Origin of the sequence: Streptomyces sp. NPDC006430, from assembly GCF_040612395.1 — a bacterium.
Taxonomy (GTDB): domain Bacteria; phylum Actinomycetota; class Actinomycetes; order Streptomycetales; family Streptomycetaceae; genus Streptomyces.
In genome coordinates this window covers 13,934-40,729 of record NZ_JBEXQA010000043.1, presented here as the reverse complement: position 1 = coordinate 40,729, position 26,796 = coordinate 13,934, and the positions used below count along the sequence as shown (strand labels likewise).

Sequence of the window (26,796 nt, the reverse complement as noted above, 5' to 3'; positions counted from 1 at the left end):
GCTCACGGCGACGCGTGTGCTTTATCCCCTTGTGAGGGCGCTTGTTAGACACCCCCTCGTACGCACCCCGGCGGTCCGGTCCGTCGAGGTCTGCGGGCCTATCAGGTGCTCAACAGGCGGTTGAAGAAGGAGCGGTAGCGCTGGAGGGCCAGCCGGAGGTCCTCGGTGGCGGCCTCGCCACCCCCGCTCCACTGCTTCTCCAGTTCCTCCTTGTGGGAAGCGAACGTGCTGGCCAAGTGCTGCATGACGGCTGCGACCAGCGCGTCCGCCGCACGGACGGATTCCTTGGGGTCGTCGACGAAGTCTCCCTGGATCCGGCTCCACTGGTCACGGAAGTCCGCGGCCTCGGATTCCGGCATCAGGGGCTGTTCCTCGGCCGCGGTTGCGTCCGGCGACGTCGGGGACCCGTCCGTGGCGGACGCTGCGCCCTGGGGCGGGCCGGTCGACTCGGCAGCCGTCCCCCGCATCGTGTCCGAGTCCGCCGTGGTAGCGCTGTCGGTCGTGTCCGACGACGCTCCGGTCGGGGCGTCGCTCACGGGTGCGGCATCGCCGGGGTAGGCCGGTGCGCTGTCCTCATCTCGGGAACCGTCTCGGAGGTGTGCCAGCTCTTCCGTCGTGAGTCCGTGCCGGGCGTCTCGGTTGTCGTCGTGGTTCATGTCTCCTCCGTCCGCTGGCCCGAGCCCGAGGGGGTGACCAAGAGCTCGTCGAACAGGGCGCGGTAGTGCACCATCGCCCCGCGCAGCTCCTCGGTCGTGGCCTGACTGCCGCTGCTACGGGTGTGGATCTCGTGGGCGTCGCGGTAGTGCTCCAGGGTGCGTCCGTGCTCCACCGAGAGGTCCTGCAGCTGCTGGTCGTAGCCTTCCGTCGGATAGCCGCGCTCCCGCATGAGGCGGGTGACCAGGGTGTCGGCCTCGCTCACCGCACCCTGCGGGCGGTCCACGAAGCGTTCCTGTACGCGGCCCCAGTCGTCGGCGTACTGCTGTCTCACCTCCGGCGACACCTCCCGGATCTCCAGGGCGTCGTGCCGCCGTTCACGGCTGCGCAGCTCGCGGTCGGCCGGCAGGCGTCCGCCCGCTTCCTCGACCGTGCGGTCGTACTCGGGGCCGAAACGGCGCTTCAGATGACGTCGTCGCGACAGCATCCACAGACCGGCACCGAGCACGATCAGCACGATGACGCACGCGACGATGATGACGACAAGGGTTTCGGTTGACATCGCGGCCTCCAGGGCCATCCGTTGAGGCTGACCCGCGCCTGCCCGTCCGGTCCCGGCTGAAACGCCGCCGAGGGCACCACCAGGGGCCCGAGCGCTGCGTGCACGACGAGCTGCGCCCTCCTGCGGGCGGATCCGAACACCGGCGGGCCGGGCGCGGGGCAGCAGGCCCGCAACTGGATCGGCTGGCGCTCGTTGCAGGCGGTCGCTCGAAGGAGGCCGCCCGCCGGGGATTACGGGACAGCCCTCACGTCCCGTCGCGAGTGGGTCGCGCCACGAGCGGCATCAGGTCCCGCGTGCGCGCGGTGACCGCGACCTTCTTCCCCTGGCGGTCTGCGCGGCCGGGTCCGCGGCGTCCAGGACCCGGATCGTCGGCAACCCGAAGCACGTCGGCGTGACCAGTGCCGTCCGCCCGTCGGGCGCACCGTTCGCCGGGCATGGGATGTGGGGCGCCGGGCACCGCCGCACGGTGGGCCAGGGTGGCCACCCAGGTCATGACGCTGCCCCGGTCGCTGCGGTAGCGGGCGGCCTGCCGCCACAGATCGATCATCACTTCCTGCGCCGCTTCCTCCGACTGCGCCCGATTGCGCACCACCGAGGCCACGATCCCGAAGACCCGGGAAGCCACCGCCTCGTAGACGGCGCAGAACGCGCCCTGATCCCCCTGCGCGACCCGCTCCATCAACTCGCCCAACTCCGGTCCGGACGGCGTCCGGTTCTCGAAGCACGGCTCCGGCATCACCATGGCTGCCTTGCCCTTCCCGGTCTTCCTCACCCCCTCTTCACCGCGGCGTCCACCGGTGGATGCACACCGTGAGCCGGACGCCGAAAAGTCCGTGAACGGCCTCCGTGAACGACGGCCCATGGACGACAATGGACGGATGAACGTGTCGGCGCCCGCCCTGGACCGGCTGCGGGAACAACTCGGCCGCAGCCTGTTCGCCCGCGTCGCCGGGCCTTCGGGCCCGCAGAACCGGGCCCGCATACACGACACCCCCGGCCCCCGCTGGTTCGGCCCGGACCGCCCCATCCGCACCGTCCACGGCGACGCCTCGATGTTCATCGGCGGGCTGAGCGCCCTGCTGCTGCAATCACTGCACCCGCTCGCCATGGCCGCCGTGGCGGCGCACTCCGGCTATCGCGGGGACCCGTGGGGGCGGCTCCAACGCACCAGCACCTTCCTCGCCGTGACGACGTACGGCACCGCCGACGACGCCGAGCAGGCAGTCGCCCGGGTGCGCGCCGTCCACGCGCGGGTGCGCGGGGTGACCGCAGACGGGCAGCCGTACCGGGCCTCCGACCCGCACCTCCTGGGCTGGGTCCACGCCGCCGAGGTCGACTCCTTCCTGCGGGCCCACCAACGGTACGGCGCCCACCCCCTCGACGGTGCCGGCTGCGACGCCTATCTCGCCGACACCGCCCGCGTGGCGGCCGCCCTGGGAGTCACCGACGCACCGCGTGACCGGGCCGCGCTCACCGCCCGGATGGCCGCGTACCGTTCGGAGCTGCGCGCCGGCCGCGAGGCACGGGAGGCCGCCCGCTTCATCCTGTTCCGCCCGCCGCTCCCCCTGGCCGCCCGCGGCCCGTACGCCGTCCTGGCCGCGAACGCCGTCGCGATGCTGCCGTCGTGGGCCCGCGACCTGCTCGGACTGCCGTACCTTCCCCTCCTGGACCGGGCGTGCGTACGGCCGGCCGGGCACGCCCTGACCGGGGGCATCCGCTGGGCCATGCGACCGCCGCGGCCGACGCCCGACCCGGACGGCACGCCTTCGGTGCCGGGGCCTGGCTAGGATCCGTCGGCATGGTGCACGTACTGGGCAGCAGGATCCTGCTGCGTCCCACGGATCCCGAACGCTCGCGCGCCTTCTACGGCGCCGCTCTGGGGCTCGCCGTCTACCGGGAGTTCGGTACCGGACCGCTGCGGGGCACGGTCTACTTCCTCGGCGGCGGTTTCCTGGAGGTCTCGGGCCGCGCCGACACCCCGCCCGCGCCCGGGCTCGAACTGTGGCTCCAAGTCGCCGACGTACAGGCGGCGTACGAAGAGCTGAGGATACGGGGGGTCGAGGTGCTGCGGCCTCCCCGGCAGGAGCCCTGGGGGCTGATCGAGATGTGGATCGCCGACCCGGACGGGGTCCGCATCGCCGTGGTGGAGGTCCCGGCGGACCACCCCCTGCGCTTCCGCCCCTGATCGTCCCGCCCCCTGAATCGCCGAACGCGGGAGGAAGGAGCCGTATCGTGGCTCCGCATGAGGGAACTTGACCGTCAGGTCGCGTACTGGGACACCGTCGGCGCAGCGAAGACGTTCACCCACCCACTGGAGCTCACGTGGCTGGCCGGAGTCGGTCGCAGCGCGCGGGTCCTGGACTACGGCTGCGGCTACGGACGCACCATGGCCGAGCTGAGTGCGCACGGCTTCCGCGAGGTCTCCGGCGTGGACCTGTCACCCGCTCTCATCGCCCGCGGGCGCCGGTCGAGGCCAGATCTGGACTTCGCGGTGCTGGAGGATCCCCCGTCGCTGCCGTACGCGTCGTCGAGCTTCGACGTCATCGTCCTGTTCGCGGTCCTGACCTGCATCCCCGACGACGACGCGCAGCGGAAGCTGGTCGACGAACTGGTCCGGGTCCTGGCCCCCGGCGGCCTGCTCTACGTCAGCGACATGATCGTCCAGGACGACGACCGCAACCGGGACCGTTACGCGGCGCACGTCGCGGAGTTCGCCGGCCCGTACTGCGTCTTCACGACCAGCGACGGCGCCGTGTGCCGACACCACGAACCCGCCCACCTACGCGCGCTGCTCCGCGATCTCGACCTGGTGCGCGAGCGCCCGATCGACGTCGTCACGATGAACGGGCACCCGTCCCGGGCCGTGCAGCTGCTGGCCCGCAAGCAGTGACGGCCGTGGCACCGCGTACCGGGGGGCCGCCCACCGGGGGCCGCGCTTCACGACTCCTCGACCGTCTCCGGGACGCGCGTGCGCGGATCGCCCGCGAGGGCCGGTGCGTTGCTGCACGGCAATGCGAAGTCGCCGCGCGACATCGGGCGGCGCTGCGGCTCGGGCCATCACACGGATCCTCGGCCAGCCGCAGCTCGAACTGGTCGGCCTGCACTGCCACATCGGCTCCCAGATCACCGAGGTCAAGCCGTACGTCTGCGCCCTGCGCCGCATGGTGGGCCTGATGACCCGCGTCCGCGACGCCCACGGCATCGTGTGACCAGTTGTCCACGGCCTCCGGCTACAACATGGTCGGCCGGGATGACGGGGTTGGCCGGGATGGCCGGGATGGCCGGGAGCCGGCCACCGGGCCACCATGGAGGTTGACCTGTCCGTTCGGGGACCCGCCCCGGGAGGCGCCGATGGTGCACACCGATGGAACGACCACGGACGTCCTGGTGGCGGGCGGCGGTCCGGTCGGGCTGACGGCCGCCGCGGAGCTCCGGCGGCGCGGGATCGCCTGCCGTATCGTCGACCGGCTTCCGGCCAGGTTGCCCTACGCGAAGGCGGTGGGCATCCAGCCGCGCACCCTGGAGATCTGGGACCGGATGGGATTCGTCCAGGCCGCGCTGGAGGCGGCCGTACCGATGCGTGGGCAGCTCGCGTACGAGAACGGCGTGCCGCAGGAACGGATGGACCTGATACTGCCGCCCGAGGTGCCGTACGGCTTCGCGGCGCTGCCGCAGTACGAGACCGAGCAGATCATCGAGGAGTTCCTGAAGCTCTTCGGGACCCGGATCGAGCGGGGCACCGAGCTGGTGTCGTTCGCCCAGGACGCCGACGGGGTGACCAGCCGGCTCACCACTCCCTCCGGTGAGGAGGAGGTCCGGACCCGGTACCTGGTGGGCTGCGATGGCGCACACAGCATCGTCCGCAAGGGGCTCGGGCTGAGCTTCGAGGGGGGCGCCTTCCCTGAGGAGTACATGCTCGCCGACGTGGAGGTCGACTGGGACCTGCCGTACGGGTACGGGGTGCGGGCCGTGCACCGCGACGCCGCCGGAGCCGTCGACGACCTGCTGGTGTGCATCCCGCTGCCCGGCGCGCACCGCTACCGGATGTCGATGCTGGTGCCGCCCGAGCTGTCCTCCTTGGCACCGCAGGGTGGTGACGCGGTGGCGCACGGCCTGGAGGTCGGCCGGGCTCCCGACCTCGGCCACATCCAGGCCGTCCTGGACCGGCTGTCGCCGCAGCCCACCACGGCCTCGGCCATGCGCTGGTCCTCCGTGTTCCGGATCAGCCACCGGCTGGTGGACCGGTACGGCGAGGGGCGGGTCTTCGTCGCCGGGGACGCGGCGCACATCCATCCGCCGACCGGCGCACAGGGCATGAACACCGGGATCCAGGACGCCTGGAACCTGGCCTGGAAACTCGCGCTCGCCGTGGAGGGCGCGGCCGCTCCGGGGTTGCTGGCGAGTTACGACGCCGAGCGCCGGCCGGTGGGCGAGGAAGTCGTCGGCCGCACCGTCCGGCACGCCGCCGAGGGCGTCCAGGCCGATCCGGAGGACAAGGCCACGCTGATGCTGCGCGAGGCGCAGCTGCTCGTGGGATACCCGGGCAGTCCGCTGGTGCAGCGCACGGAGTCGGACGGCGGGCCCGGACCGCGGCCCGGCGAGCGGGCACCGGACTGCGGCGGGCTCACCGGGAAGATCGCCGCCTATCCGCTGCGGCTGTACGACCTGCTGCGCGGCCACGAGCACGTGGTGTTGTTGTACGGGGCGGGTCCGACCCCGGACGGCCTCGCCGAACTCACCTCCGCGGTCCGGGGTTTCGCGGTCGGCCGGGTCGGTGTGTATGCGGTCCTCGCGGACGCCGACCCGGACCGGCCGGCGCCGGTGCCCGTGTACTGCGACAGCCGGGGCGAGTTCGCCCGGATGTACGGGGTGCGGGAGCCGACGGCGTTCGTGATCCGGCCGGACGGCTACCTCGGCGCCAGGTTGTGCCCGCCGAGCACTTCGGAGCTGCTCGCCCACTTCTCGGGCGTCTTCGGGAGCTGAGCGGGCGCGGTGAACCCCTTGGTGAGGAGTCGTACGGCCAGGGTCACTTCCCAGGCGAACACCGGGAGGGCGGCGAGCGACCCGGCGACGGAGACCTGCGCGTAGAGGCCGAAGAGCACGGCGTTCGCGGAGGCGCAGATCATGGCGCCGCCCACCAGCCCGAGCACCGCAATGAACCGCGGCACGAGGCGTGAGCGGAACATCAGGTAGGCCAGCACGAGGGTGTTCGCCCCGAGGACGAAGTTGGGCCCGAAGAGGAACGTCCAGTCGTGGATCGCGCTGAGCGTACGGCCGGCCGTGAGGAGGGATGCGGCCTCGGCGCCCGCGGCGCCCGCGGACTCCTTGCGGAGGGTCACGACCGACAGCAGGCTGATGATGCCGACGACGATGACGGCGGCTTCCATCAGGCGCAGGCAGACGTAGCCGAGTGCGGCGCCTTCGTTGTGTTCCTTGACGACGGGGAACAGGGCAACCCCGGTGCCGACGACCGCCAGCGCGAGGACGAACTCGCACACCGCTCCGAGAAACACCCTGACGTCGGCCCCGGGACCGAGGACGTAGTCCGCGCCCTGCAGAACGGGGCCGTACAACGCGAGGCCGCCGATCGCGGCGACCTCGGTGACGAGGAACAACACACCCGTGACGACGGCGATCTTTCTGGTGGAGCTCATCTGGATGACCCTCCCTTGAGGGGTGTACGGCGTACACCTCTCGGCACACGGTAGGTGTACGCCGTACACTCGTCAAGTCGGGATTCCGGCCCGCCAGCCGATGACGAGGGAGCTGATCGAGATGGCCCAGCAGACGGAGGCAGCGCCCCGGGCGCCCCTGAGCCGGGACCGGGTGCTGCACGCCGCCGTCGCACTGGCCGACGGCATCGGGATCGAGGCGCTGAGCATGCGCAAGCTCGCCCAGGAGCTGGGGGTGGTGCCGATGGCGCTCTACAAGCACGTCGCCAACAAGGAACAGCTGTTGGACGGCATGGTGGAGGTCGTCGTCGGCGGGATCGATCCGCCGGCCCCCGGCTCCGACTGGCAGAGCGCGGTCCGACAGCGGATCCTCTCCGCGCGGCAGGCCCTCCTGGGGCATCCGTGGGCGGCTCAGGTGATCCGGTCGCGCACCGGTCCCACCCCGGCGGTGCTCGCTTACACGGACTCGGTGATCGGCATGTTCCGCACCGGCGGCTTCTCGGTCGACCTCACCCACCACGTGATGCACGCCCTGGGCAGCCGCATGCTGGGTTTCACCCAGGAGCTGTTCGACGCCTCCCCGAGCCCCGCCGCGCAGACGCGGGCGCCCGCGCCCGCGCCCGCGCCCGCGCAGGACGCGGGCGCCTACCCGTACGTCATGGAACTGGCCATGGCAGCGACCCACGACGGCGACTCCGTCGTGGGCCAAGGCTGCGACGACCAGTTCGAGTTCGAGTTCGCGCTGGATCTGCTCCTGGACGGATTCGAACGCCTCCGGCAACAGGGATGGACGTCCGGCGACAGGCGCCGGCGGAGTTAGCCCGGGGAAGGCCGCCGTCCCGTCCTCGGAGGCCGGGACGGCCACCGGCCCGTACGGGGCGGTGGTCTGCGCCGGGTCCGTGACCTCGCACCACAGACCGGCGCTCGACCGCCGGCGGTGGCCGGATCGCGTAGGCTCGGCGGATGGCCAAGTACTTCGACGTGCACCCCGAGAACCCCCAGCAGCGCACCATCGGCAGTGTCGCTGACAGCATCCGCTCCGGCGCGCTCGTCGCGTACCCCACGGACTCCTGCTACGCCCTGGGCTGCCAACTGGGCAACCGTGACGGCCTCGCCCGGATCCGGTCCATCCGCGACCTCGACGACCGCCACCACTTCACGCTGGTCTGCCAGAACTTCGCGCAGCTGGGCCAGTTCGTGCAGATCGACAACGACGTGTTCCGGGCGATCAAGGCGTCCACTCCCGGCAGTTACACCTTCATCCTCCCCGCGACGAGGGAAGTGCCGCGCCAGCTCCTGCACCCCAAGAAGAAGACGGTCGGCGTACGCATCCCCGACCACGCGGTCACCCAGGCCCTGCTCGCCGACCTCGGCGAACCGCTGCTGTCCAGCACCCTGCTCCTGCCCGACGAGCCGGAGCCGCTGACCCAGGGCTGGGAGATCAAGGAACGCCTCGACTACCTGGTGGACATCGTGGTCGACTCGGGCGACTGCGGCACGGAGCCCACCACCGTCATCGACTTCTCCGGCGGCGGGGCCGAGATCGTGCGACGAGGGGCGGGCGACACCACCCGGTTCGAGTGACGTCGCCGCGCCCGCTCCCTTCTCGGCGTGCTGGGACGCCGCTGGATCTACGACGGAACCCACGACCCGGTCCTCGTCGCCCAGTTGTTCGCGCTCGTTCTGGGCGAGGCCCAGCCACAGGACCAGAACGAGAGCGACGTGGTCGACCGGGCGGTCACCGTCGGCTGGTACGGGGGAGCGGCCCCTGCCGCGCCGATCGAGCTCGTACGGGTTTCGGCCGGGCTGCACACCACCGACCTGCTCGTGCAGGGCCCGGCCGGGAGGCCGACCATCCGCGTGCAACGCGTCCTGCGCCCCGGACAGGGGCGGGAGGACGGCGCCGGGGAGGCCCTGGGGCTCGTCTGCGCGGACTGGACGCTACCGGACGGTGCCAGGGTGCGGGGCCGGTACGCCGTCGTCACGGCCTAGGCGGCGCGGACCGGCGGCGGCGCGCATCATGGGGGTGAAGAGCGCTTTCGCCGGCAGAGGAGGGCGCGGATGAGTTCCCAGCGGTACGAGCTGGTGTTTTCCGAGGACCCGGAGGCGAACGAGGACGTCGTCGTCGTGGAGGCCACGGGCCAGGCCGGCCCGGGCGGCCACCCGGTGTACGTGGACGCGACCGGCATCATCCGGGCAGAGATCAGCGATCAGGGCGAAGTGCGCATCCTGGCCTCCGGCGGCGGCCAGGACCCGGCCCGCGTGGTCCGGGTCCGCCCCCTGTCGTGAGCGCACCGGCAGTGCGCGGGCCACGGAGGCCGGGCGCGCGCTGATCACGACCTGCGCGGCCCGCCCGCGGCGCCGCCCCGCCGTGTCGCGGCCACCGGTGTCGGCAATTCACTGCAGTGCGCCCGATGTTGCTCCGTACGAGTTCTCTTGCGTGCCCGTTCGGTCGCACCGGCCGAGTGCATGATCATAAATTCGCCTCGCAATCGTTTTGATGCTGCCATCGGGCCGTGGGCGAGCTGGGAAGGCTGCGTGGCGATGTCATCGACGCACCGTGCACAACAGGAACGACGGGCACGAAGGGCACGACGGGGCAGGACGTGGAGCGCGGTGGCCGCCGTCGCCGGAGCCGCCCTCGTCGTCGCCGCTGCGCCGGGCCGGCCGCCGGAGCCGGTTGGCGCCGGGCGCGCACCCAACGGTCCGGACGCCGCAGTGACCCTGCTGGTCGGCCGGGCCTTGGACGAGGGGGACGGCGGTATCGCCGCGCGGTGTGCGGTGGAGGGGTTCCGCGACGGCCTGTGCACCGGCTGGCGACAGCAGCACGTACGGGCCACTGCCGGGGGGGCCGGTTCGGTACTGCGGGGCTCCGCAGCCCGCGACGCGGACGGGGCGGTCCGTACGGTCGTCCTGCCCACGAACCCCGGCGGTCCGCTGGAGATCGCGCTCGCGGAACCGGGACAGCTCACGGACGTGAGCGTCCACGACGGCCACGGACGCTACGTGGGCGGCGAGCTCGCAGCGAAGAGCCGGCGCTGGACCAATACCGAGCCGCTGCGGGCCGGTGAGCTCTACACCGTCCGGGTCGGCGCACAGGACGCCGCCGGCACTCCGGTCGGGGTGACGATGGCGTTCCGTACCGCGCCGGCCACGGACGAGGGCAGGCTCACGGTGGCGTTCGGGCCCCGGCCCGGGACGTACGGCGTGGGGCAGATCGTGACGGCCGCCCTCAGCCGGCCGGTTCCTGCCGCCGACCGGACGTCCCGGGCCCGGGTCGAGCGGGCACTCCAGGTGACCTCGGAACCGGCGGTCGAGGGGAGCTGGTACTGGGTCGATGACTCGACGCTGCACTACCGGCCGCGTACGTACTGGCCCGCGCACGCCGAGGTGCGCGTGTCCAGCGGTCTGGACGGGGTCGAGGTCGGCGACCACGACTACGGCGGCCCCTCGGACCCCCTGGAGTTCACCATCGGGGACCGGATCGAGGCGATCACCGACTCCGCCGCCCACAAGATGACCGTGCGCCGCAACGGTCGGATCATCCGGACGATCCCGGTGACCACCGGCAAGGCGGGCTTCCGCACGCGCAGCGGGATCAAGGTCGTACTGCGCAAGGAGTACCAGGTCCGGATGCGCGGGGACACCGTCGGCATCAAGCCCGGCACGAGCGAGTTCTACGACCTGCCGGTCTTCTACGCGACCCGGGTGACATGGAGCGGCGAGTACGTGCACGCCGCGCCCTGGTCGGTCGGGGCGCAGGGCGAGGAGAACGTGAGCCACGGCTGCACGGGCATGAGCACGGCGGACGCCGCCTGGTTCTTCCAGACGGTGCGGGAGGGGGACGTCGTGGAGGTGGTGAACAGCGGAGGCGAGCGCATGGCGCCGTTCGACAACGGTTTCGGTGACTGGAACCTGGACTGGCGGACCTGGCAGGCGGGCAGCGCCCTCACCGACACCCACGTCCCGGCCGCCGCCCTCCCGGCGACGTCTTCCCGGACCCCGTCCCGCCTGCGCCCCCTCACCTGAGCCGTCGGTTCGCCACCCGGCCGATCACGGCGAGCACGAGGACTCCGGCAACGGCAGGGGCCGTGTGTCGGCTGCCGGCGCAGGCGCCCTCGGATCCCGATCCGAGGGCGCCTGCGCCGGCCCGCTGTGCCCGGCGCTCGGCCCTGGCACGGCGCAGGGCCTCAGGGGCGGGGGTGGGCCGTCAGGAGGCGGCGGGCCGGGAGGGCGTGGGGCAGACCTGCCAGGCGAGGTGGTAGAGGGTGCTCACGCTCGTGTCCGTGGAGTCCATGGCCATGAAGCTCGTGGCGGTCTGCGGATTGGACGTGCCCGCATTCACGCGCAGTTCGGTATTGATGTTGAAGTTGCGTTTCTCCCCGCAGGGCGCCCATACCAGATCCGCATACTCCGTCCGGTCGGACGCCTGCCAGTTGTCGTTGAGCGGCCCGTTGAACTGATGCGTGCGCTGCGTGGTCTGGGGCATTCCCTGGAAGTAGTAGTTGGCCCGCTCCTGACCCCACGCACCGGCTTGGAGAAATGCGAATCCGCGGTAGTCCGCCTGGACGATCGCATAGGTGAATCCCGAAGGAACGTGGACGCGGAGGTTGAGCTGGCAGTTCTTGCGGAATGCCGTAGGCGGCGCACCGGGCCCGACCTGGGCGAGGTAGTCACTGTACGTGACCGTGAAGGCGGTGTTGTCCGGCGAGACCGCCACCTCGGTGGTGCCTTCCCGACAGCCGGATCCGTTCACCGTGGCGAGTTCGATCACGATCTTGTCGGGCGGTGCGGTGATCTGCGGGGCGTGTCCGGTGGCTCCGGCCGGCGTCGTCGCGGTGGCGATCAGCAGGGCCGCCGCGCCGCCGGTGAGCAGAGTACGAGACAGGGAATGAGACATCGTTGTCACTCCTGACCATCCGTCGGTGATTCCTGCGCTCACGCCGCGTCAGGCCGCGGGACATTCCTTCCACGCGAAGTGGTAGATCGTGCTGACGCTGCCGTCCGTCGAGTCCATGCTCATGAAGCTCAGGGCCTGCGGGTTCGACGTCCCCGCGTAGACGCGCAGTTCGCTGTTGACGTTGAGGTTGCGTTCCTCGCCGCAGGGCGCCCAGACCAGGTCGGCGTACTCCGTCTGGTCGCTCGCCTGCCAGTTGTCGGAGTAGGGGCCGGTGAACTGGTGGGTGGTGCGGGCCGTCTGCGCCATGCCCTGGAAGTAGTAGTTCGCGCGCTCCTGGCCGTAGGCCCCGCGCTGGAGGTGGGCGAAGCCGCGGTAGTCGGCCCGGGCGATGGCGTACGTGAACCCCTGCGGCACGTGGATCTGTAGCGCGAGCTGACAGTTCTTGCGGAACTCGGTACCGCCGGAGCCGGCTCCCGCCTGGGCGAGATAGTCACTGTACGTGACCGTGAAGGAGGTGTTGTCGGAGGCCGCGGCGACACTCGCCGTCCCCTGGGGGCATCCCGATCCGTTGACGCCGACCACGTCGACCGTGATTCTTCCGGGCGGCGTGGACGCGGTATCGGCCTGTGCGGGTACGGCCAGGACGGACAACGCCGCCACTGCCGCGCCTACGGTGAGTCTGCGGAAGAACATGTTCGTTTCCCCATTCCTCGGAACCGCTGCGAATTCCCAAACTTAGGCATGGACATGCCACCACAGGGGTCGGGTACTGGGAAGGACGCGATACGGACAACGCCTTCCGCCGCCGTTACCTGGCCGAATGCCGCATTCCCCCGTTCCGCTCCCCCGCCCCCGCCCATCAGCCCCGCTCCCCCGCCACGGCCCGTAATCCGCACGGCCGGCCGGGGTGCGACAATGACCAGAACCCCGCCTCCAGCGTCCCGGCGGCCGAAACCGGGGCGGGGGTGTGCGACCACTCCCGATGGGCAGGCGCCGGACATGGCCTTCCAACACCCGGCGGAACGCAAGAACGAGGGAGAGCCCGCCCGCTTCGAGAAGCTGGCCGAGCTCGCCTCCAATTTCACCAGCTCCGCCGTCTTCTCCCTGCTCTGCGTGGCCCTGGTCGGCGGGCTCGTGGCCGTCCACGTGGCGGGGCTGTCGACGGAGTGGCAACACCTCGCGGGCGACGCCATCGCTGCGGTGTCGCTCCTCCTGCTGGCCCTGCTGAAGAACTCGGAGCGCCGCGCCGAGCACGCCATCCAGCGCAAGCTCGACGCGATCGCCGCGTCGCTACTGGAACAGCAGGAGGGCAAGCAGAGCGAGGCCCACGAGGACCTGGCGTCCGTGATCCGCATGGAAGAGCGCACGTAGCGCACGTAGCGGAGCGCACGCAGCGCACCCGCGGCCGTCGAGCCGCGGTGCTTCAATGCAGGAGGGCACGTCGGTGCAGGAGGCACGTCAGTGCAGCGGCACACGTCGCTGAAGCCAGGCGACGAGAACCGGCCCGCGATAGGCTCGGACGGGGCACAGGAGAGGGATGATGCTGATGTGTCGATGGCTCGCCTACTCCGGCTCGCCGATGCTGCTCGATGCGGTTCTCTACCAGCCGGAACACTCGCTGATCGACCAGAGTCTGCACGCGCGGATGGGCGTCGAGTCGACCAACGGCGACGGCTTCGGCATCGGCTGGTATAGCGCCGACGGTGACGGCACTCCGGCGATCTTCCGGGACATCGGGCCGGCCTGGAACAACCGCAATCTGCGGGAACTGGCGGCGCACGTCCGCTCAACCCTGTTCTTCGCCCATGTCCGCGCCTCCACCGGCTCCGCCATTCAACAGACGAACTGCCACCCGTTCCGTCACGGCCGCTGGATGTGGATGCACAACGGTGCGATCACCGACTTCCACCGCCTCCAGCGCGAACTGTGCATGGCCGTCGATCCGGCCCTGTTCCCGTGCATCGAGGGCTCCACGGACTCCGAGGTGATGTTCTACCTCGCCGTCACCTTCGGCCTCGACCAGGACGCCCCCGGCGCGGTCGCCCGGATGGCCGGTCTGGTGGAGCGGCTCGGCAAGGAGCACGGCGTTCCCGACCCGCTCCAGATGACGATCGCAGTCAGCGACGGCGAGCGGGTGTGGGCGTTCCGGTACTCCAGCCAGGGCAAGTCGCGTTCGCTGTTCTACAGCAGCAAGGCCGAGACCGTACGGCAGCTGTACCCGGAGCTGCCGTTCCTGCGGGAGGTTTCCGATGCGACCCGGCTCGTGGTGTCGGAACCGCTGGGTGACCTCCCCGGTGTGTGGAACGAACTCCCCGAGGCCAGCTACGCGGTCATCCCCTCCACGGAGACGGAGGACTACCTCCCCTTCATCCCCGAGCTCCCGTGATCCTGAAGTCGCACGGCCATCAGCCCGCAGGCTGACGCGGCCCGCCAGGTGTGCGGCCTAACTTCGGTGCTGCGGCCGGTCGTTCAGGGGAGACCGGCCGGATGCGGGGCCGCAGCGGGGGGACGAGATGCGTGGGAGCAGGACGGCCGCCCCCGGTGCGGCCCTGCTGTGCCTGCTCGGCCCCGCGGTGCGACGCGGCCGGGCCCCGGTGCACCGAGTTCACGGCGCCCCTGGACTACCGCCGCCCGGGGCGAGTTGACCGGCCGGGACGCGAGGTCCGGCCCGGCCCCGGCACGGCTCCTGCCCCCGGGTTACCGGTCCGGCTCCGGGTTCAGCAGATGCGGGGCAGTTGTTCCCCGATCGGCAGGTCGACCACGCGGGTGCCGCCGAGGCCGGTGCGGGCCACGACCAGGCCGGGGTGGGCCTCGACCGCCTCGCCGATCACCGTCGCACGCCGGCCCAGCGGGTGGGCGCGCATCGCGTCGAGGACGGCCTCGGCGTGCTCCCGGGGTACGAAGGCGACCAACTTGCCCTCGTTGGCCACGTAGAACGGGTCGAGACCGAGGATCGCGCAGGCGTTGCCCACGGCCTCGGGGACCGGCACGCGGCCTTCGTGGATGAGCACCCCGGCGCCCGAGGCGGCAGCGATCTCGTTCAGGGCGGCGGCGATGCCGCCCCGTGTGGGATCGCGCAGCACGTGCAGGTCGGGGGTGACCGCCAGCATCGCCTGGACGAGTCCGCCCAGCGGGGCGCAGTCGCTCTCGATCTCCACGCCGAAGCCGAGGCCCTCACGCAGGCTCATGATGGCCACGCCGTGCAGGCCGATCTCGCCGCTGACGATGACGACGTCACCCGGGACGACGCGCTGCGCACGCAGGTCCACCCCGTCGGGGATGAGCCCGATGCCCGCGGTGTTGAGGTAGATGCCGTCACCGTGGCCGGCCTCCACCACCTTGGTGTCACCGGTCGCGACCTCGACGCCGGCGACGCGCGCGGCCTCACCGAGGGCCTGTGCCACTCGGGCCACCACGGAGACTTCGACGCCCTCTTCGAGGATGAACCCGCAGGAGAGGTACGCGGCCCGGGCTCCGCTCATGGCCAGGTCGTTGACCGTGCCGTTGACCGCGAGGTCCCCGATGCTGCCGCCGGGGAAGAACAGGGGCCGCACCACGTACGAATCGGTCGAGAAGGCCAATCGGGCCCCGCCCAGGGTGACTGCGGCACTGTCGCCGAGCTGGGCGAGCACCTCGCCGCCGAAGGCGGGGGCGAAGACGTGCTGGACGAGCTCGGCGGAGAGCGCGCCGCCGCCCCCATGGCCCATGACCACCCGGGGACGGTCGCGCAGCGGGGCCGGGCACGTCCACCCGGTGATGTCCAGTGCGGTACCGGACACGGTGCCGGGCGCGGCGTCGGACACGGTCTCAGACAACGGGGCTCGCCTCCAGCGGTGCGGTCCGTGCTCCGGCGGGGGCCTCGGACTCGGACTTCCGGGCCGTCGTGAGGTCGAGGCGCCGGTAGAGGTAGTACGCGGCGCAGGCGCCCTCGCTGGAGACCATCGTGGCGCCGAGCGGGGTGCGCGGGGTGCAGGTGGTACCGAAGGCCTCACACTCGTGCGGTTTGATCAGACCTTGGAGGACCTCCCCGCTGCGGCATTCGGCGGGTTCCTGCGTGGTGATGTCCGTGACCGAGAAGCGGTGCTCGGCGTCGTACTCCCGGTAGCGGGCCGACAGTCGCCAGCCGCTGTCGGGGATGACGCCGATGCCGCGCCAGGCGCGGTCGGTGACCTCGAAGACGTCCTCCAGCATGGCGAGGGCGGCCGGGTTCCCCTCCGGGCGGACGACACGGGCGTAGGCGTTGTCGACGGTGTGCTCGCCCCGTTCGAGCTGCCGCACGGCCCGGCGCACGCCTTCGAGGATGTCCAGCGGCTCGAAGCCGGTGACCACGATCGGGACGCGGTGGCGCGCGGCCAGCTCGGGGTACTCCCCCGTGCCCATCACGCTGCACACGTGCCCGGCGGCCAGGAAGCCCTGGACCCGGCAGCTGGGAGAGGTCATGATCGCCTCGATCGCGGGGGGCACCCGGACGTGGGAGACCAGCAGGCTGAAGTTGGGAATGCCGAGCTTCTTCGCCTGGTACACCGTCATGGCATTGGGTGGTGCAGTGGTCTCGAAGCCGATGCCGAAGAACACCACCTCGCGCCCCGGGTTCTGCTGCGCGATCTTCAGGGCGTCGAGCGGGGAGTAGACGATCCGTACGTCGCCGCCCTCGCTGCGGACCTGGAACAAGTCGCGGCCGCTGCCGGGGACGCGGAGCATGTCGCCGAACGAACAGAAGATCACGTCGGGACGGGAGGCGATCTCCAGCGCCTTGTCGATGACCTCGAGCGGGGTCACGCACACCGGGCATCCGGGGCCGTGAATCAACTCCACCTGTTCGGGGAGGAGTTGGTCGATGCCGTGCCGAATGATGGTGTGGGTCTGGCCGCCGCACACCTCCATCAGCGCCCAGGGCCGGGTCACGGTGGCGTGGATGTCGTCGAGCAGGCGGCGGGCCAACTCGGGGTCCTGGAACTCCTCGATGTACTTCACTGCTGTGCCTCCCGTACTGCGTCCATCGCCGGTTGCTCCGCGACGTCGTTGGCGAAGGGCCAGGAATCCACGCCCGCCTCGGCCGCCGCGCGCTCCCAGGGGTCGGCGAACTCCTCCTGGAGCATGCCGAGTTGCTCGAAGAGTTGCAGGGTCTGGCGGGCCGACTCCTCGTCCAGGCGCTGGAGGGCGAAACCGACGTGGACGATGGTGTACTCACCGACCTGGAGGTCCGGCAGGTACTCCAGGCATACCTCCTTGACCACGCCGCCGAAGTCGACGGTCGCCATGCGGGTGCCGTCCTTCTCCCCGATGTCAAGCACTCTGCCGGGTACCGCCAGGCACATGGCCCTCTCCTTGCTGTGGTTGGTGCGGGGCACGGGCCGCCACCATGAGCTGGCCGAGGGCCAGCCCCCCGTCGTTCGGCGGGACGCGGTGGTGGCGCAGGACGGTGAAGCCGCGCTCGCGCAGTACGCGGGCGGTGGTTGAGGAGAGCACGGTGTTGGCGAAGACCCCGCCGGTGAGGGCGACGGTGTCGAGGCCGCACCGCTCGCGGGCCAGGGCGGCGAGCGTGCTCACGAGGTCGGCGACCGCGACGTGGAAGCGCGCGGCGATCAGGGGCGCCGGCACACCGGCGCGCACGTCGGCCACGACCGCGGCCAGGACGGGGGCCGGATCGGCCGTGAGCGGGGTCCCCTCGCCCGCTTCCCGCCGGTGCAACGTGAAGGCGTACCCGTCGTCCGCTTCCGTCCGGGGTGCCGCGAGTGCGGCGGATTCCAGCTCGATCGCGGCCTGGGCCTCGTATCCGGCGAGGTGGCAGATGCCGGCCAGGGAGGAGACGGCGTCGAAGAGCCGCCCCATGCTGGAGGTCCGGGCGCAGTTGAGGCCGCGCTCCAACTGGCGTTCCAGTACTCGTAGTTCCTCGGGCGGGCAGGCTGCGGTACACGGCAGGTCCGGTGCCCAGGCGATGCCCGCGGCACGAAGGTGGGACAGCGCCATCCGGTATGGCCGCAGTACGGCGGCGTCGCCGCCCGGCAGCGGCACGTAGGCGAGGTGGGCGAACCGCTGGTACCCGGCGTAGTCGGCTAGGAGGACCTCCCCGCCCCAAACGGCTCCGTCGTCCCCGTACCCGGTTCCGTCGAAGGCGATGCCGATCACCCGGTTGCCGCCGTCGAGGCCGTGTTCGGCCATCGCGGAGGCGACGTGCGCGTGGTGGTGCTGGACGCGGACCAGCGGGCGGGCGCCGGCGGTGCGCTGGGCCCACCGACCGGAGCGGTAACCGGGGTGCCGATCGGCGGCAAGCAGTCCCGGTGTCACGCCGGTGATGGATTCCAGTTGTCGCTCGGCGCGATCGAAGGCGTTCTGTGTGGCCAGGTCGTCCATGTCGCCGATGTGTGCGGACAGCCAGGCCTTGCGGCCCTCGCCCAGGCAGAAGGCGTTCTTGAGGTCGCCTCCGGCGGCGAGCGCGGCCGGGACGGGCAGCGGAAGTTCCAGGGGCAGCGGGGCGTACCCGCGCGAGCGGCGGACGGTCAGCGTTTCTCCGTCGCACACGCGTACCACGGAGTCGTCGCAGGGCACGTGGATGGGTCGGTCGTGCGTGAGCCAGCCGTCGGCGATGCGGCCGAGCCGGTCCAGGGCCTCGGCGTCGTCGGTGACGATGGGCTCGCCCGACAGATTGCCACTGGTCATGACGAGCAGGCGCGGACCCGGCGGATCGCCGGGGAGCCCGAGCAGCAGGTGGTGCACGGGCGTGTACGGGAGCATCACGCCGAGGTCGGGAGAGCGCGGGGCGACGGCATCGGCGACCAGGCCCTCCGCGGCATCCGACGGGCGGCGGCGCAGTAGGACGATGGGCCGGACGGGTCCGGTGAGCAGGGCCCGTTCGGCCGGGCCGAGGTGGACGAGCGGCTCGACGTCGGCGAGGGCACGGGCCATCAGGGCGAACGGCTTGTCCCCGCGGGCCTTGCGGCGCCGCAGTTCGGCCACGGCTGCAGCGTGCGTGGCATCGCAGGCCAGGTGGTAGCCGCCGAGGCCCTTGACCGCGAGGATCGCCCCGGCGGCCAGGAGCCGGCGGGCCTCGGCCACCGGGTCGGCGCAGCCCGTCTCGCGCGGCGGCGTCCCGACGAGGAGGCGCAGCCGGGGCCCGCAGCCGGGGCAGGCCACCGGCTGGGCGTGGAAGCGCCGGTCGGCGGGGTCGGCGTACTCGCGGGCGCAGTCGGGGCACAGCGGGAAGCTGGCCATGGTGGTGTGCGCCCGGTCGTACGGCAGCCCGGTGACGATGGTGAAGCGGGGTCCGCAGTGCGTGCAGGTGATGAAGGGGTGCCGGTGGCGCCGGTCGGCCGGATCGGCCAGCTCGGCGAGGCAGTCGTCACAGGTGGCCACGTCCGGAGAGACGAGGGTGCGCACGGGTCCGCCGGACCGGGAGGCCACGATGGTGAACCCCGTGCCGCCGGCGACCGGGACCTCGCAGTGGTCGACGGCGTCGACGACCGCCAGGGGCGGCGCGTCGGCCGCGAGCCGCTCGCAGAAGGCCGATACGACCGCCGGCGCACCCTCGACCTCGGCGACGACGCCTTCGGGGGTGTTGGTGACGTGCCCGGCGAGGCCGAGTCCGGTTGCTCGGGTGTACACGTACGGCCGGAAGCCGACGCCCTGCACCACACCGCGCACGACGATCCGGCGGCGTTGCACGGCCTCCATCAGCGGGTCTGCGCCGCGGAGGAGCGCGCCCGGGCGGGCCGGGAGTCGGAGTCGCGCCCGTGGACGTGATCGTCGCCGTGATCGTGCCCCGGTCCGTGCCCGTGACGGTGGTCCTCCGCGTGCTGGTGGTGGTGCGTCGGGTGCTGCTGTGCCATGACCGGTGCGTGGACCGCCCCTCCGTCACCGACCGCCAGCGCCCGGTCCAGCAGGATGCCCGCGCCCTCGCCCCCACGGGCGGAGGTGAGCACCACCTCGACGCCCGGGTTGACCTGCTGGACGTGCGCGCGGAAAGCCGCCTCGTCGAATTCGACGGCCCGCGCAATGTCCGTCTTCGTCACCACGACGAGGTGGGCCAGCCCGAAGGCCGTCGGGTACTTCAGCGGTTTGTCCTCGCCCTCCGTCACCGAGGCCAGTACGACGCGCAGCGTCTCGCCGAGGTCGTATGAGGCGGGGCAGACGAGGTTGCCCACGTTCTCCACGAACAGCAGCCGGGTGTCCTGCGGCAGCCAGCCGTCGAGGTGGCGGCCGAGCATCCCCGCCTCCAGGTGGCACAGCCCGTCGGTGAGCACCTGCTTGACGGGTACGCCCGAACGCGCCAGCCGCACCGCGTCGTTCTCGGTGGCGAGGTCCGCGGTCAGGGCCGCGACCGGAACGCCGCGCTCGCGCGCCAGCCCGAGCTCGCGTTCCAACAGGGCGGTCTTGCCGCTGCCCGGGCTGGAGAGCAGGTTGACCACCGTGGTGCCGCGGGCGGCAAGTTCGGCGCGCAGGGTGTGCGCGACCGAGTCGTTCTTGGCGAGGACCGCCTGCTTCAGGTCGACCACACGGCACATGGTTCAGCGCTCCTCGGAGATCGGTTCGCGGGTGGTGACGGGGGGCCGGACGCGGGCGGGCGCGTCCTCCCAGCACACGCTGAGGATCTGTAGCTCGCGCCCGGTGCGGAGTTCGACACCCGTCGCCTGCCCGCATCGGGGGCAGATCAGCCGGGGCGGCATGCCGACGGCCCAGTCGCCCGTACAGGAACGACAGTGCGCGCGGGCCTCGACCGGCTCCGTCACGAGCTCGGCGCCTTCGAGGAGCGTTCCGGCGCAGGCCAGTTCGAAACAGAAGGCGAGGGCGTCGGGGACCACCCCGGCCAACTCCCCGACCTGGAGCCGGACCGAGGTGACGGCGCTCGCGCCACCGGCCTCGGCGGCTTCCTCCACCTGGCCCACCACGGCCATGGCGATCGACATCTCGTGCATGGGGCTCCGTCCTGCCGGGCCTCATTAGACCGGCCGACGGCGGACGGAACCGTCGGGCACGCCGGGACGCCGTGCTACGTACGCCATTCGGGCGCCCGGCCGGTCGCGGAGCTGGTGCTGTGACCGGTTGGGGGCTGCGGCCGGCCGAAGGACGGTGTGGCCCGGCCACCCGCTCCGACCCACCACCGCCCTCCGCGCAGCCGCGCTCCTGCGACGCGCGGGTCACATCCGGCGGATGCGCAGATAGCGCTGGATGTCGGGGAGCACCGCCGCCAGTACGGCGGCGAGGGCGACGGCGGCCACGCCGCCGATGATGGCCTTCTTCATGGGGTTCTCCTCAGTTGGCAGCTGCGTTGTGTTCTTCGCCGAGCAACTCCTCGCCCGGACGGTGGATCAGGTCGAGGACCATCCGTACGGCCTCCGGCACCGCTGCGGCGACCGGGGCGCTTAGGCCGATGCCCTCCTCCAGGCAGTCGGGTTCGCAGCCGACGACCAGGATCCGCCGGGGCGGTGTGCCGCCGGTTCCGGCGCAGAGGGTGTCCAGCAGGGCGAGCACCGCGTCGGGCGACATCCGGTGTCCGTCGAGTACGGGGCCCTGCGGCGCGAGGGTGCCGGGTTCGCCTTCGGTGGCCTCGATCAGGTAGAGCGTGCCGGGGGCCCCGCCTCGCGCGGTGGCGTCCACCAGGACGAGCGTGTCGTAGCCGTCGAGCAGCTGGTAGGCGAGGTGGACCCCGCGGACGCCGATGTCCACCACCTCGACGTGGTCGGGCAGTCGGCTCCCGGGTTCGGACAGCCGTCGGACGGTCTCGACGCCGAAGCCGTCGTCGCCGAGGAAGACGTTCCCGATTCCGGCGACCAGGATGCGCCCGCTCACGCGTCCTCCACGGGGCTGACCTCGTCGGGCTGGAAGTACAGGAACCGGCCCTGTTCACGGCGGATGTCGGCGCCCGGGTCGCCTTCGACGGTGACGGCGAGGTGCACTCCGCCGTCGACGTCGTGGAGCACCGCCTCCACCTGGGCGGTGCGGCCCTGGAGGAACAGGTCCTGGGCGTCGCTGCGCCGCAGGCCGGGTCGGAGCAGGACGCGGCTGCCGGGGCCGACGGAGGTCCCGTCGATCAGGATCCGGTCCCGGGACGGGTCCGCCGGGTCCGCGTGCGCGGGGTCCCACCAGGGGGTGTCCGGCCGGAACACGGCCGCCTCGTCGAAGGGGTCGGGTACCGGGACGGGAGGGACGGCGCCGGGGTCGGTGATCTCCCGCAGCGCCCGGACCGCGCCGTGCAGGCGCTCCAGCACCTCGGGGGGCATGGAGTCGGCCAGGTCGATCACGGCCGCCGCCCGGGCGTCCGTCCCGCGCGCCTCCCGCTTCTCCTGGTCGGTCAGGGCCGCGGTGCGCAGGGCGAGGATCTCGTCGATCTCGGTGGCGTCGTACATCGCACCGGCGCTCTCGGGGGCGATGCTGGGGTGGTCCTCCAGGATGATCGGCGAGGACAGGACCACGTCCGCACGACCGGGTTCGCCCGCGAGCACGGGCCAGGTGTGCTGGTTGGTACAGGTCGCGACAGAGGCCTTGGCCCACTCCGGGGGGTCGGTCATGGACAGGAAGGATCCGGCGCTCAGGCCCAGCAGGAGGTGGGCGGCGACCAGCGAGCGCGGCAGTGCGGCGTCGCGGTCCTCGACCTGCGGTGTCCAGTCGCTGGTGTTCTCGACCACGGCCGTGAGTTTCAACGCCCGGTACGGCACGTCCAGTTGTTGCGCGCGCAGCCGCACCACGCCGTCGACGCGTTCGGTGCGCCGGACCAGGCGGCCCACCTGCCGGCCGTCCGTGCCGAGGACTGGTTCGCTCTCCTCGCGGGCCGGGCGCACGAACGGCAGGGAGACCTCGCCTTCCTCCAACTCGGCTACCGGGACGCTCATTTCGACGCGTTCCTCGGTGCCCTCGTCCCAGGGGACCAGGATCCGGTCGGGCAGGTGCAGCTCGGGCACGGACGCGAAGGTGCCGTCGCCGCGGGCCTCTTCGACCGTACGCCGCTGCGCGTGCAGGAAGCGCAGCTCGACGGCTACGCTCGCTTCGCCGCGCGGTTCCATGACCAGCTCGGTGCGCTGGAAGGAGTGCTCCTGGTGCGCGGGCCCCCACGCGGGCGGGACCAGTACGCCGAACTGCCAGCGCAGCCGGTTCTTCGCTGCCGAAGCCCGGTACGGGTAGAGCACGTAGCCCTCGAAGAGGACGGCGTCGGCGACCTGCCGGGCGACGTCGAACCGGGATGCGGGAAGGGTCGTCGTGGTCATGGCGCCGTCCTTTCGGCGGCCCGCGGCAGTACGGCGCCGGCCCAGGCGGGGTCCGGGGGCTGCTGCTGCGCCGCCTCGGCCCCGTCCAGCAGGGCCCGTACGGTCGCCTCCCAGGAGGCGAACGCGTGGCGGGAGCGGAAGGCGAGCAGGTCGGCCATGGTGTCGCGGGGGAGTCGCAACCAACCGCAGCCCGGGAAGTGCTGCTCGACCATCTCCCGCCACACTTCCACGGGCATCCGGAACGGGGCTTCCCGGTCCCAGGGCACGGGCTCGACGTGGAAGCCCCCGGCTCCGGTGAAGGCCGTACCGGAGAACAGCATGAGCAGGGGTGCCTCGCCGTCCTCCAGGGCGCTGAGGTAACGGCCGTACCCGATGTCCATGTCGTACGTGCAGGGCACGGCGACGTCGATCTCGGTCTCCCCGGTGAAACTGGGGACCATCACCGCGACCTGGGCGAACTGGAGGGGCTGGAGGGTGGTCCCCCAGCGGGCGCGCTCACCGAACAGGTCGTGGAGCGCAGCGGCTTCGCCCGTGCCGTAGCCGCGCCGCGCCGGTTCGATGCGGATCTGGCAGCGCAGCGCGAGCGCGTGCACGCGGCTCACGGCTCCCGGCTCGGTCCCGGAGGCCGTGATCCACAGCCGGAAGACGAGGGTCGGGCCGGCAGCGTACGGGTCGGCGCGCACCCCGGTGCAGGTGAACGTGAAGTCCGTCATGCTCGCCCCTCGCCCGCCGCGGCCGGGGTTTTGGCCCGGCGCTCCACCCGTTCGAAGAAGGTCTTCAGCGCGGCGCGCGCCTCGGCCCCGCCGTCGAAGCCCTGCCACAGCATCCGCATCCGCCCCACCAGCTCGTAGCAGATGTCGATCGGCACGAGGTAGCACTCGGTCCGGCCCTCCGTCCGGCGCAGCAGCAGTGCCTCCACGTCGGGTTCGAGCAGCCCGGACAGGGTCCCGGTGCCGAGTACGTTCTGCCAGATGGCGGGTTCCAGTTCGCTCTCGGTGGCGCCGGCCGGGCTCGGGTAGAGCGCGACCAGCCGGTCGAGGGCGGCGTTGCGGAAGAAGAAGGCGACGCCGACCGGGATCTGCAACTGCTCCCACGCGCCCTCGTCCAGCCGGTGTTCCGGATCGACGAGGTAGCGGTCGGGGACGGCACGGAAGCGCCCGGTGGTGGCGCCGGGCCGGTCGAAGAGGAGGGCGCACGCGGTGCACGCGCAGACCAGCGCACGCTTCTCGACCTCCACCAGGTGGCGGTGGCCGTCCTCGGGTACGGCCACTCCGCACAGTTCGCAGCGCTCGATCCGGGGCGGCCGGGGCCCGGTGAACCGGCGCAGGCCGCGCGGGCCGGCGGAGCCGGTGCGTGGCTCCGCCGGGGCCCAGGGGTGCCGTGCGTTCACCGGGCCCGCGCCGGGGCCTGCGGGCGGGTGCCGATCTGGAGCAGGGGCAGGGGCGCCTCGGCCGGCTCCACTTCCACCGAGGTCACCTCGGGTGCGAAGCAGGCGAGCGCGTCCTCGACGCTCTGCGGGACGGCGTCGCCCGCGGAACCGCAGCCGCAGCCGCCGCTCGACTCGGCCCGCAGGCGCAGGATGCCGGTGGACTCGTCGAAACCGATCAGCTCCAGGGGGTCGCTTACGGTGTCCAGGGCTCGGGCGATCCGGGCGTGGACGTCCTCCGGGTGCAGGTCGTGCAGGGCCAGCAGGCTCGCGACGAGCTCGTCGTCGAGGAGCCCGCCGAGGCGCTCCACGCCGAGCCGCTCCACGATGCGGGCGAGTCCGGCCCCGTAGAAGTCCATGAGCACCCGCACCAGTTCCTCGGCTGCCGCGCACGCCGCCCGGTCGCCGGATTCGGCGAGCCGGTCGAGGACCTCCTCGACCCGCCGGCCCGCCTCCCGGGCGTCCGTCACCGACGCGCCCGTGCGCCTGGCCGCCCGGTCGCCCGCCCGCCCGCTCGTCTTCGCGCTCATCCGCCCAGTCCGCTCAGTCCGGTGGGCACGTGCATCGACTTCACCGTCTTGCCGGCGCCGACGTACATGTGGACGCCGCACGGCAGACAGGGGTCGAAGCTGCGCACGGCGCGCATGATGTCGATGCCCTTGAAGTTCTCCGGGGAGTTCTCCTCGAAGATCGGGGTGTTCTGGACGGCGTCCTCGTACGGTCCGGGGGTGCCGAACGTGTCGCGGGTGCTGGCGTTCCACGGAGTCGGCGGGTAGGGGTGGTAGTTGGCGATCTTGCCGTCGCGGATGACCATGTGGTGCGAGAGCACCCCGCGGACCGCCTCGGTGAAGCCGACGCCCAGGCCCTCGTCCGGTACCTCGAACTTCTCCCAGGTCTGGGTGCGTCCGGCGCGGACCTCGGCGAGTCCCTTCTCAGCACAGTGCAGGGCGATCGCTGCCGCGTACGCCTGGAAGTACGTGCGGGCGCGGTTGCGCTCCAGCGCGTTGCTCCACTTCGGGATCTTCCACTCGAAGCGGGTCTCGGGCTTGGTCATGGTGCGCGGCAGGTTGATGACCACGCTGTGCCCGGTGGCCTTGACGTAACCGACGTCGACGAGTCCGGAGAGGGCGGTGGACCACAGGCGGGCGATCGGGCCGCCGCCGGTGTCCAGCGCGAGGTGGTCCTTGCCGTCGAACCAGCGGGGCGACATCACCCAGCTGTACTTGTCGTCGAAGTCGCGCTTCTGCGGGGCGGGGATGGTGTGCTGGTTCCAGGGGTGGCGGGCGTCGACCGGGTTGCCGAGCGGGTCGTGGGTGACGAACTTCTCCTGGCCCGCCCAGTCGTCGTAGTACGAGCTGCCGAGCAGGATGCGGATGCCGAGGTTGATCTCGGTGAGGTCGTTGGTGACCAGTTTGCCGTCCACGACCACGCCCGGGGTGACGAACATCTTCCGTCCCCAGTCAGTCATGTTGGCGTACGTGAAGTCGCAGTGCTCGGGGTCGTTGAGGGCACCCCAGCAGCCCAGCAGGACGCGCCGGCGGCCTACCTCCTCGTACCCGGGCAGGGCCTCGTAGAAGAAGTCGAAGAGGTCGTCGTGCAACGGGACGACCCGCTTCATGAATTCGACGTACCGCATCAGGCGGCTCATGTAGTCGGTGAAGAGCTGGACGGAGGCGATGGTGCCGACGCCGCCCGGGTAGAGGGTGGAGGGGTGCACGTGGCGGCCCTCCATGAGGCAGAACATCTCCCGGGTGTAGCGGCTTACCTGGAGGGCCTCGCGGTAGAACTCGCCCTCGATGGGGTTGAGCGAACGCATGATGTCGGCGATGGTGCGGTAGCCGTGGTCGCCGGCGTGCGGGGCCTCGGTGCGCTCCGCCAGTTCGAGGACGCCCGGGTTGGTCTCGCGGACCATCTTCTCGCAGTAGTCGACCCCGACCAAGTTCTCCTGGAAGATGTTGTGGTCGAACATGTACTCCGCCGACTCGCCGAGGTTGATGATCCATTCGGCGAGGTGGGGCGGCTTCACTCCGTACGCCATGTTCTGTGCGTAGACGGAGCAGGTGGCGTGGTTGTCGCCACAGATCCCGCAGATGCGACTGGTGATGAAGTGCGCGTCGCGCGGGTCCTTGCCGCGCATGAAGACGCTGTAGCCGCGGAAGACCGACGAAGTGCTGTAGCACTCCGCGACCTTCTTCTGCTTGAAGTCGATCTTCGTGTGGATGCCGAGACTGCCCACGATCCGGGTGATCGGATCCCAGGCCATCTCCACCAGGCCGCTGCCGTCACCGGCCGCCTTCGTCTTCGGTGTCATCTTGTCTGCCGTGACCCTTCTTGGAGACCGGAGCTGGAGGTTCTTCGGGGCGCAGCGGTGGGTCGGCGAACGC

General features: G+C 71.7%; 29 protein-coding genes and 1 pseudogene. 12 read left to right on the top strand and 18 right to left on the bottom strand.

The features are described 5' to 3' along the window. Window positions 1-101: 101 nt before the first annotated feature. From ABZZ20_RS33660 to ABZZ20_RS33650, 3 genes are all read right to left on the bottom strand, one after another. The gene (locus ABZZ20_RS33660) at window positions 102-656 is read right to left on the bottom strand and encodes a hypothetical protein (RefSeq protein WP_356876265.1); all 555 of its coding nucleotides are present in this window, start codon (window positions 654-656) and stop codon (window positions 102-104) included. Next, window positions 653-1,216, bottom strand: a complete 564-nt coding sequence (locus ABZZ20_RS33655; protein ID WP_356876263.1) for a hypothetical protein — start codon at window positions 1,214-1,216, stop codon at window positions 653-655. The genes ABZZ20_RS33660 and ABZZ20_RS33655 overlap by 4 nt, the downstream gene beginning before the upstream one ends. A gap of 244 nt (window positions 1,217-1,460) precedes the next feature. Beyond that, complete coding sequence (locus ABZZ20_RS33650; RefSeq protein ID WP_356876261.1) at window positions 1,461-1,988, bottom strand: sigma factor; 528 nt, start codon at window positions 1,986-1,988, stop codon at window positions 1,461-1,463. A 106-nt stretch (window positions 1,989-2,094) separates the two neighbouring features. Here ABZZ20_RS33650 and ABZZ20_RS33645 point away from each other — a divergent pair, with 106 nt between their 5' ends. From ABZZ20_RS33645 to ABZZ20_RS33625, 5 genes and pseudogenes are all read left to right on the top strand, one after another. Beyond that, window positions 2,095-3,003, top strand: a complete 909-nt coding sequence (locus ABZZ20_RS33645) for an oxygenase MpaB family protein (protein WP_356876272.1) — start codon at window positions 2,095-2,097, stop codon at window positions 3,001-3,003. An 11-nt stretch (window positions 3,004-3,014) separates the two neighbouring features. Then, window positions 3,015-3,401, top strand: coding sequence for a VOC family protein (locus ABZZ20_RS33640; RefSeq protein WP_356876259.1), 387 nt, complete (start codon window positions 3,015-3,017; stop codon window positions 3,399-3,401). A gap of 57 nt (window positions 3,402-3,458) precedes the next feature. Further along, window positions 3,459-4,106 (top strand): class I SAM-dependent methyltransferase, encoded by a 648-nt coding sequence (locus ABZZ20_RS33635; protein ID WP_356876258.1) that lies wholly within the window; start codon window positions 3,459-3,461, stop codon window positions 4,104-4,106. A gap of 136 nt (window positions 4,107-4,242) precedes the next feature. Continuing rightward, window positions 4,243-4,419 (top strand): annotated as a pseudogene (locus tag ABZZ20_RS33630) (diaminopimelate decarboxylase); the annotation flags it as partial. Window positions 4,420-4,567: 148 nt separating this feature from the next. Next, entirely contained in the window at window positions 4,568-6,199 is a 1,632-nt protein-coding gene (locus ABZZ20_RS33625; protein ID WP_356876256.1) for an FAD-dependent monooxygenase, read from the top strand. Here the strand turns inward: ABZZ20_RS33625 and ABZZ20_RS33620 are convergent. Next, complete coding sequence (locus ABZZ20_RS33620) at window positions 6,124-6,870, bottom strand: DUF4386 domain-containing protein (protein ID WP_356876254.1); 747 nt, start codon at window positions 6,868-6,870, stop codon at window positions 6,124-6,126. The genes ABZZ20_RS33625 and ABZZ20_RS33620 overlap by 76 nt on opposite strands. 121 nt (window positions 6,871-6,991) lie before the next feature. Here ABZZ20_RS33620 and ABZZ20_RS33615 point away from each other — a divergent pair, with 121 nt between their 5' ends. The 5 genes from ABZZ20_RS33615 (at window position 6,992) to ABZZ20_RS33595 (ending at window position 10,917) form a co-directional block, all read left to right on the top strand. Beyond that, entirely contained in the window at window positions 6,992-7,708 is a 717-nt protein-coding gene (locus ABZZ20_RS33615; RefSeq protein ID WP_356876252.1) for a TetR/AcrR family transcriptional regulator C-terminal domain-containing protein, read from the top strand. Window positions 7,709-7,851: 143 nt separating this feature from the next. Continuing rightward, on the top strand, window positions 7,852-8,472 hold the full coding sequence (locus tag ABZZ20_RS33610; protein ID WP_356876250.1) for an L-threonylcarbamoyladenylate synthase: 621 nt from the start codon (window positions 7,852-7,854) through the stop codon (window positions 8,470-8,472). Between the two features lie 27 nt (window positions 8,473-8,499). After that, window positions 8,500-8,880: a hypothetical protein gene (locus tag ABZZ20_RS33605; protein WP_356876248.1), complete on the top strand. Its 381-nt coding sequence runs from the start codon at window positions 8,500-8,502 to the stop codon at window positions 8,878-8,880. 69 nt (window positions 8,881-8,949) lie between these two features. Further along, window positions 8,950-9,177, top strand: coding sequence for a DUF6296 family protein (locus ABZZ20_RS33600; RefSeq protein WP_356876246.1), 228 nt, complete (start codon window positions 8,950-8,952; stop codon window positions 9,175-9,177). 327 nt (window positions 9,178-9,504) lie between these two features. Continuing rightward, on the top strand, window positions 9,505-10,917 hold the full coding sequence (locus tag ABZZ20_RS33595; protein WP_356876244.1) for an Ig-like domain-containing protein: 1,413 nt from the start codon (window positions 9,505-9,507) through the stop codon (window positions 10,915-10,917). 181 nt (window positions 10,918-11,098) lie between these two features. Here the strand turns inward: ABZZ20_RS33595 and ABZZ20_RS33590 are convergent, their stop codons facing one another. Beyond that, on the bottom strand, window positions 11,099-11,776 hold the full coding sequence (locus ABZZ20_RS33590; RefSeq protein ID WP_356876270.1) for a DUF4360 domain-containing protein: 678 nt from the start codon (window positions 11,774-11,776) through the stop codon (window positions 11,099-11,101). A 60-nt stretch (window positions 11,777-11,836) separates the two neighbouring features. After that, window positions 11,837-12,481, bottom strand: a complete 645-nt coding sequence (locus ABZZ20_RS33585) for a DUF4360 domain-containing protein (RefSeq protein ID WP_356876242.1) — start codon at window positions 12,479-12,481, stop codon at window positions 11,837-11,839. Between the two features lie 306 nt (window positions 12,482-12,787). Here ABZZ20_RS33585 and ABZZ20_RS33580 point away from each other — a divergent pair, with 306 nt between their 5' ends. Next, window positions 12,788-13,159, top strand: coding sequence for a hypothetical protein (locus ABZZ20_RS33580; protein ID WP_356876240.1), 372 nt, complete (start codon window positions 12,788-12,790; stop codon window positions 13,157-13,159). A gap of 175 nt (window positions 13,160-13,334) precedes the next feature. After that, window positions 13,335-14,174 (top strand): class II glutamine amidotransferase, encoded by an 840-nt coding sequence (locus tag ABZZ20_RS33575; RefSeq protein WP_356876269.1) that lies wholly within the window; start codon window positions 13,335-13,337, stop codon window positions 14,172-14,174. Window positions 14,175-14,505: 331 nt separating this feature from the next. Here ABZZ20_RS33575 and hypE read toward each other — a convergent pair whose 3' ends face one another. The 12 genes from hypE to ABZZ20_RS33515 all read right to left on the bottom strand — a co-directional run bounded on the left by hypE (window position 14,506) and on the right by ABZZ20_RS33515 (window position 26,723). Next, window positions 14,506-15,567 (bottom strand): hydrogenase expression/formation protein HypE, encoded by a 1,062-nt coding sequence (gene hypE, locus ABZZ20_RS33570; RefSeq protein ID WP_356876267.1) that lies wholly within the window; start codon window positions 15,565-15,567, stop codon window positions 14,506-14,508. A gap of 28 nt (window positions 15,568-15,595) precedes the next feature. After that, window positions 15,596-16,762 (bottom strand): hydrogenase formation protein HypD, encoded by a 1,167-nt coding sequence (gene hypD / locus ABZZ20_RS33565; protein WP_356876238.1) that lies wholly within the window; start codon window positions 16,760-16,762, stop codon window positions 15,596-15,598. Then, window positions 16,759-17,106, bottom strand: a complete 348-nt coding sequence (locus ABZZ20_RS33560; RefSeq protein WP_356876236.1) for a HypC/HybG/HupF family hydrogenase formation chaperone — start codon at window positions 17,104-17,106, stop codon at window positions 16,759-16,761. Before ABZZ20_RS33560 ends, hypD begins: the two co-directional genes overlap by 4 nt. Further along, a complete protein-coding gene (gene hypF / locus ABZZ20_RS33555; protein WP_356876234.1) occupies window positions 17,075-19,459 on the bottom strand; it encodes a carbamoyltransferase HypF in 2,385 nt (794 codons plus the stop codon). Before hypF ends, ABZZ20_RS33560 begins: the two co-directional genes overlap by 32 nt. After that, window positions 19,459-20,289, bottom strand: coding sequence for a hydrogenase nickel incorporation protein HypB (hypB, locus tag ABZZ20_RS33550; protein WP_356876232.1), 831 nt, complete (start codon window positions 20,287-20,289; stop codon window positions 19,459-19,461). Before hypB ends, hypF begins: the two co-directional genes overlap by 1 nt. Before the next feature lie 3 nt (window positions 20,290-20,292). Beyond that, window positions 20,293-20,700 carry a hydrogenase maturation nickel metallochaperone HypA gene (locus tag ABZZ20_RS33545; RefSeq protein ID WP_356876230.1) on the bottom strand — a complete coding sequence of 136 codons (408 nt, stop codon included), beginning with the start codon at window positions 20,698-20,700 and terminating at the stop codon, window positions 20,293-20,295. Between the two features lie 337 nt (window positions 20,701-21,037). Beyond that, window positions 21,038-21,574, bottom strand: a complete 537-nt coding sequence (locus ABZZ20_RS33540; protein ID WP_356876228.1) for a hydrogenase maturation protease — start codon at window positions 21,572-21,574, stop codon at window positions 21,038-21,040. Then, window positions 21,571-22,986 (bottom strand): hypothetical protein, encoded by a 1,416-nt coding sequence (locus ABZZ20_RS33535; RefSeq protein ID WP_356876226.1) that lies wholly within the window; start codon window positions 22,984-22,986, stop codon window positions 21,571-21,573. Before ABZZ20_RS33535 ends, ABZZ20_RS33540 begins: the two co-directional genes overlap by 4 nt. Further along, window positions 22,983-23,699, bottom strand: coding sequence for a DUF6084 family protein (locus tag ABZZ20_RS33530; RefSeq protein ID WP_356876224.1), 717 nt, complete (start codon window positions 23,697-23,699; stop codon window positions 22,983-22,985). Before ABZZ20_RS33530 ends, ABZZ20_RS33535 begins: the two co-directional genes overlap by 4 nt. Then, the gene (locus ABZZ20_RS33525; protein WP_356876222.1) at window positions 23,696-24,376 is read right to left on the bottom strand and encodes a DUF5947 family protein; all 681 of its coding nucleotides are present in this window, start codon (window positions 24,374-24,376) and stop codon (window positions 23,696-23,698) included. The genes ABZZ20_RS33530 and ABZZ20_RS33525 overlap by 4 nt, the downstream gene beginning before the upstream one ends. After that, complete coding sequence (locus ABZZ20_RS33520) at window positions 24,373-24,942, bottom strand: hypothetical protein (protein WP_356876220.1); 570 nt, start codon at window positions 24,940-24,942, stop codon at window positions 24,373-24,375. The genes ABZZ20_RS33525 and ABZZ20_RS33520 overlap by 4 nt, the downstream gene beginning before the upstream one ends. Beyond that, on the bottom strand, window positions 24,939-26,723 hold the full coding sequence (locus ABZZ20_RS33515; RefSeq protein WP_356876218.1) for a nickel-dependent hydrogenase large subunit: 1,785 nt from the start codon (window positions 26,721-26,723) through the stop codon (window positions 24,939-24,941). The genes ABZZ20_RS33520 and ABZZ20_RS33515 overlap by 4 nt, the downstream gene beginning before the upstream one ends. Between the last annotated feature and the right edge of the window lie 73 nt (window positions 26,724-26,796).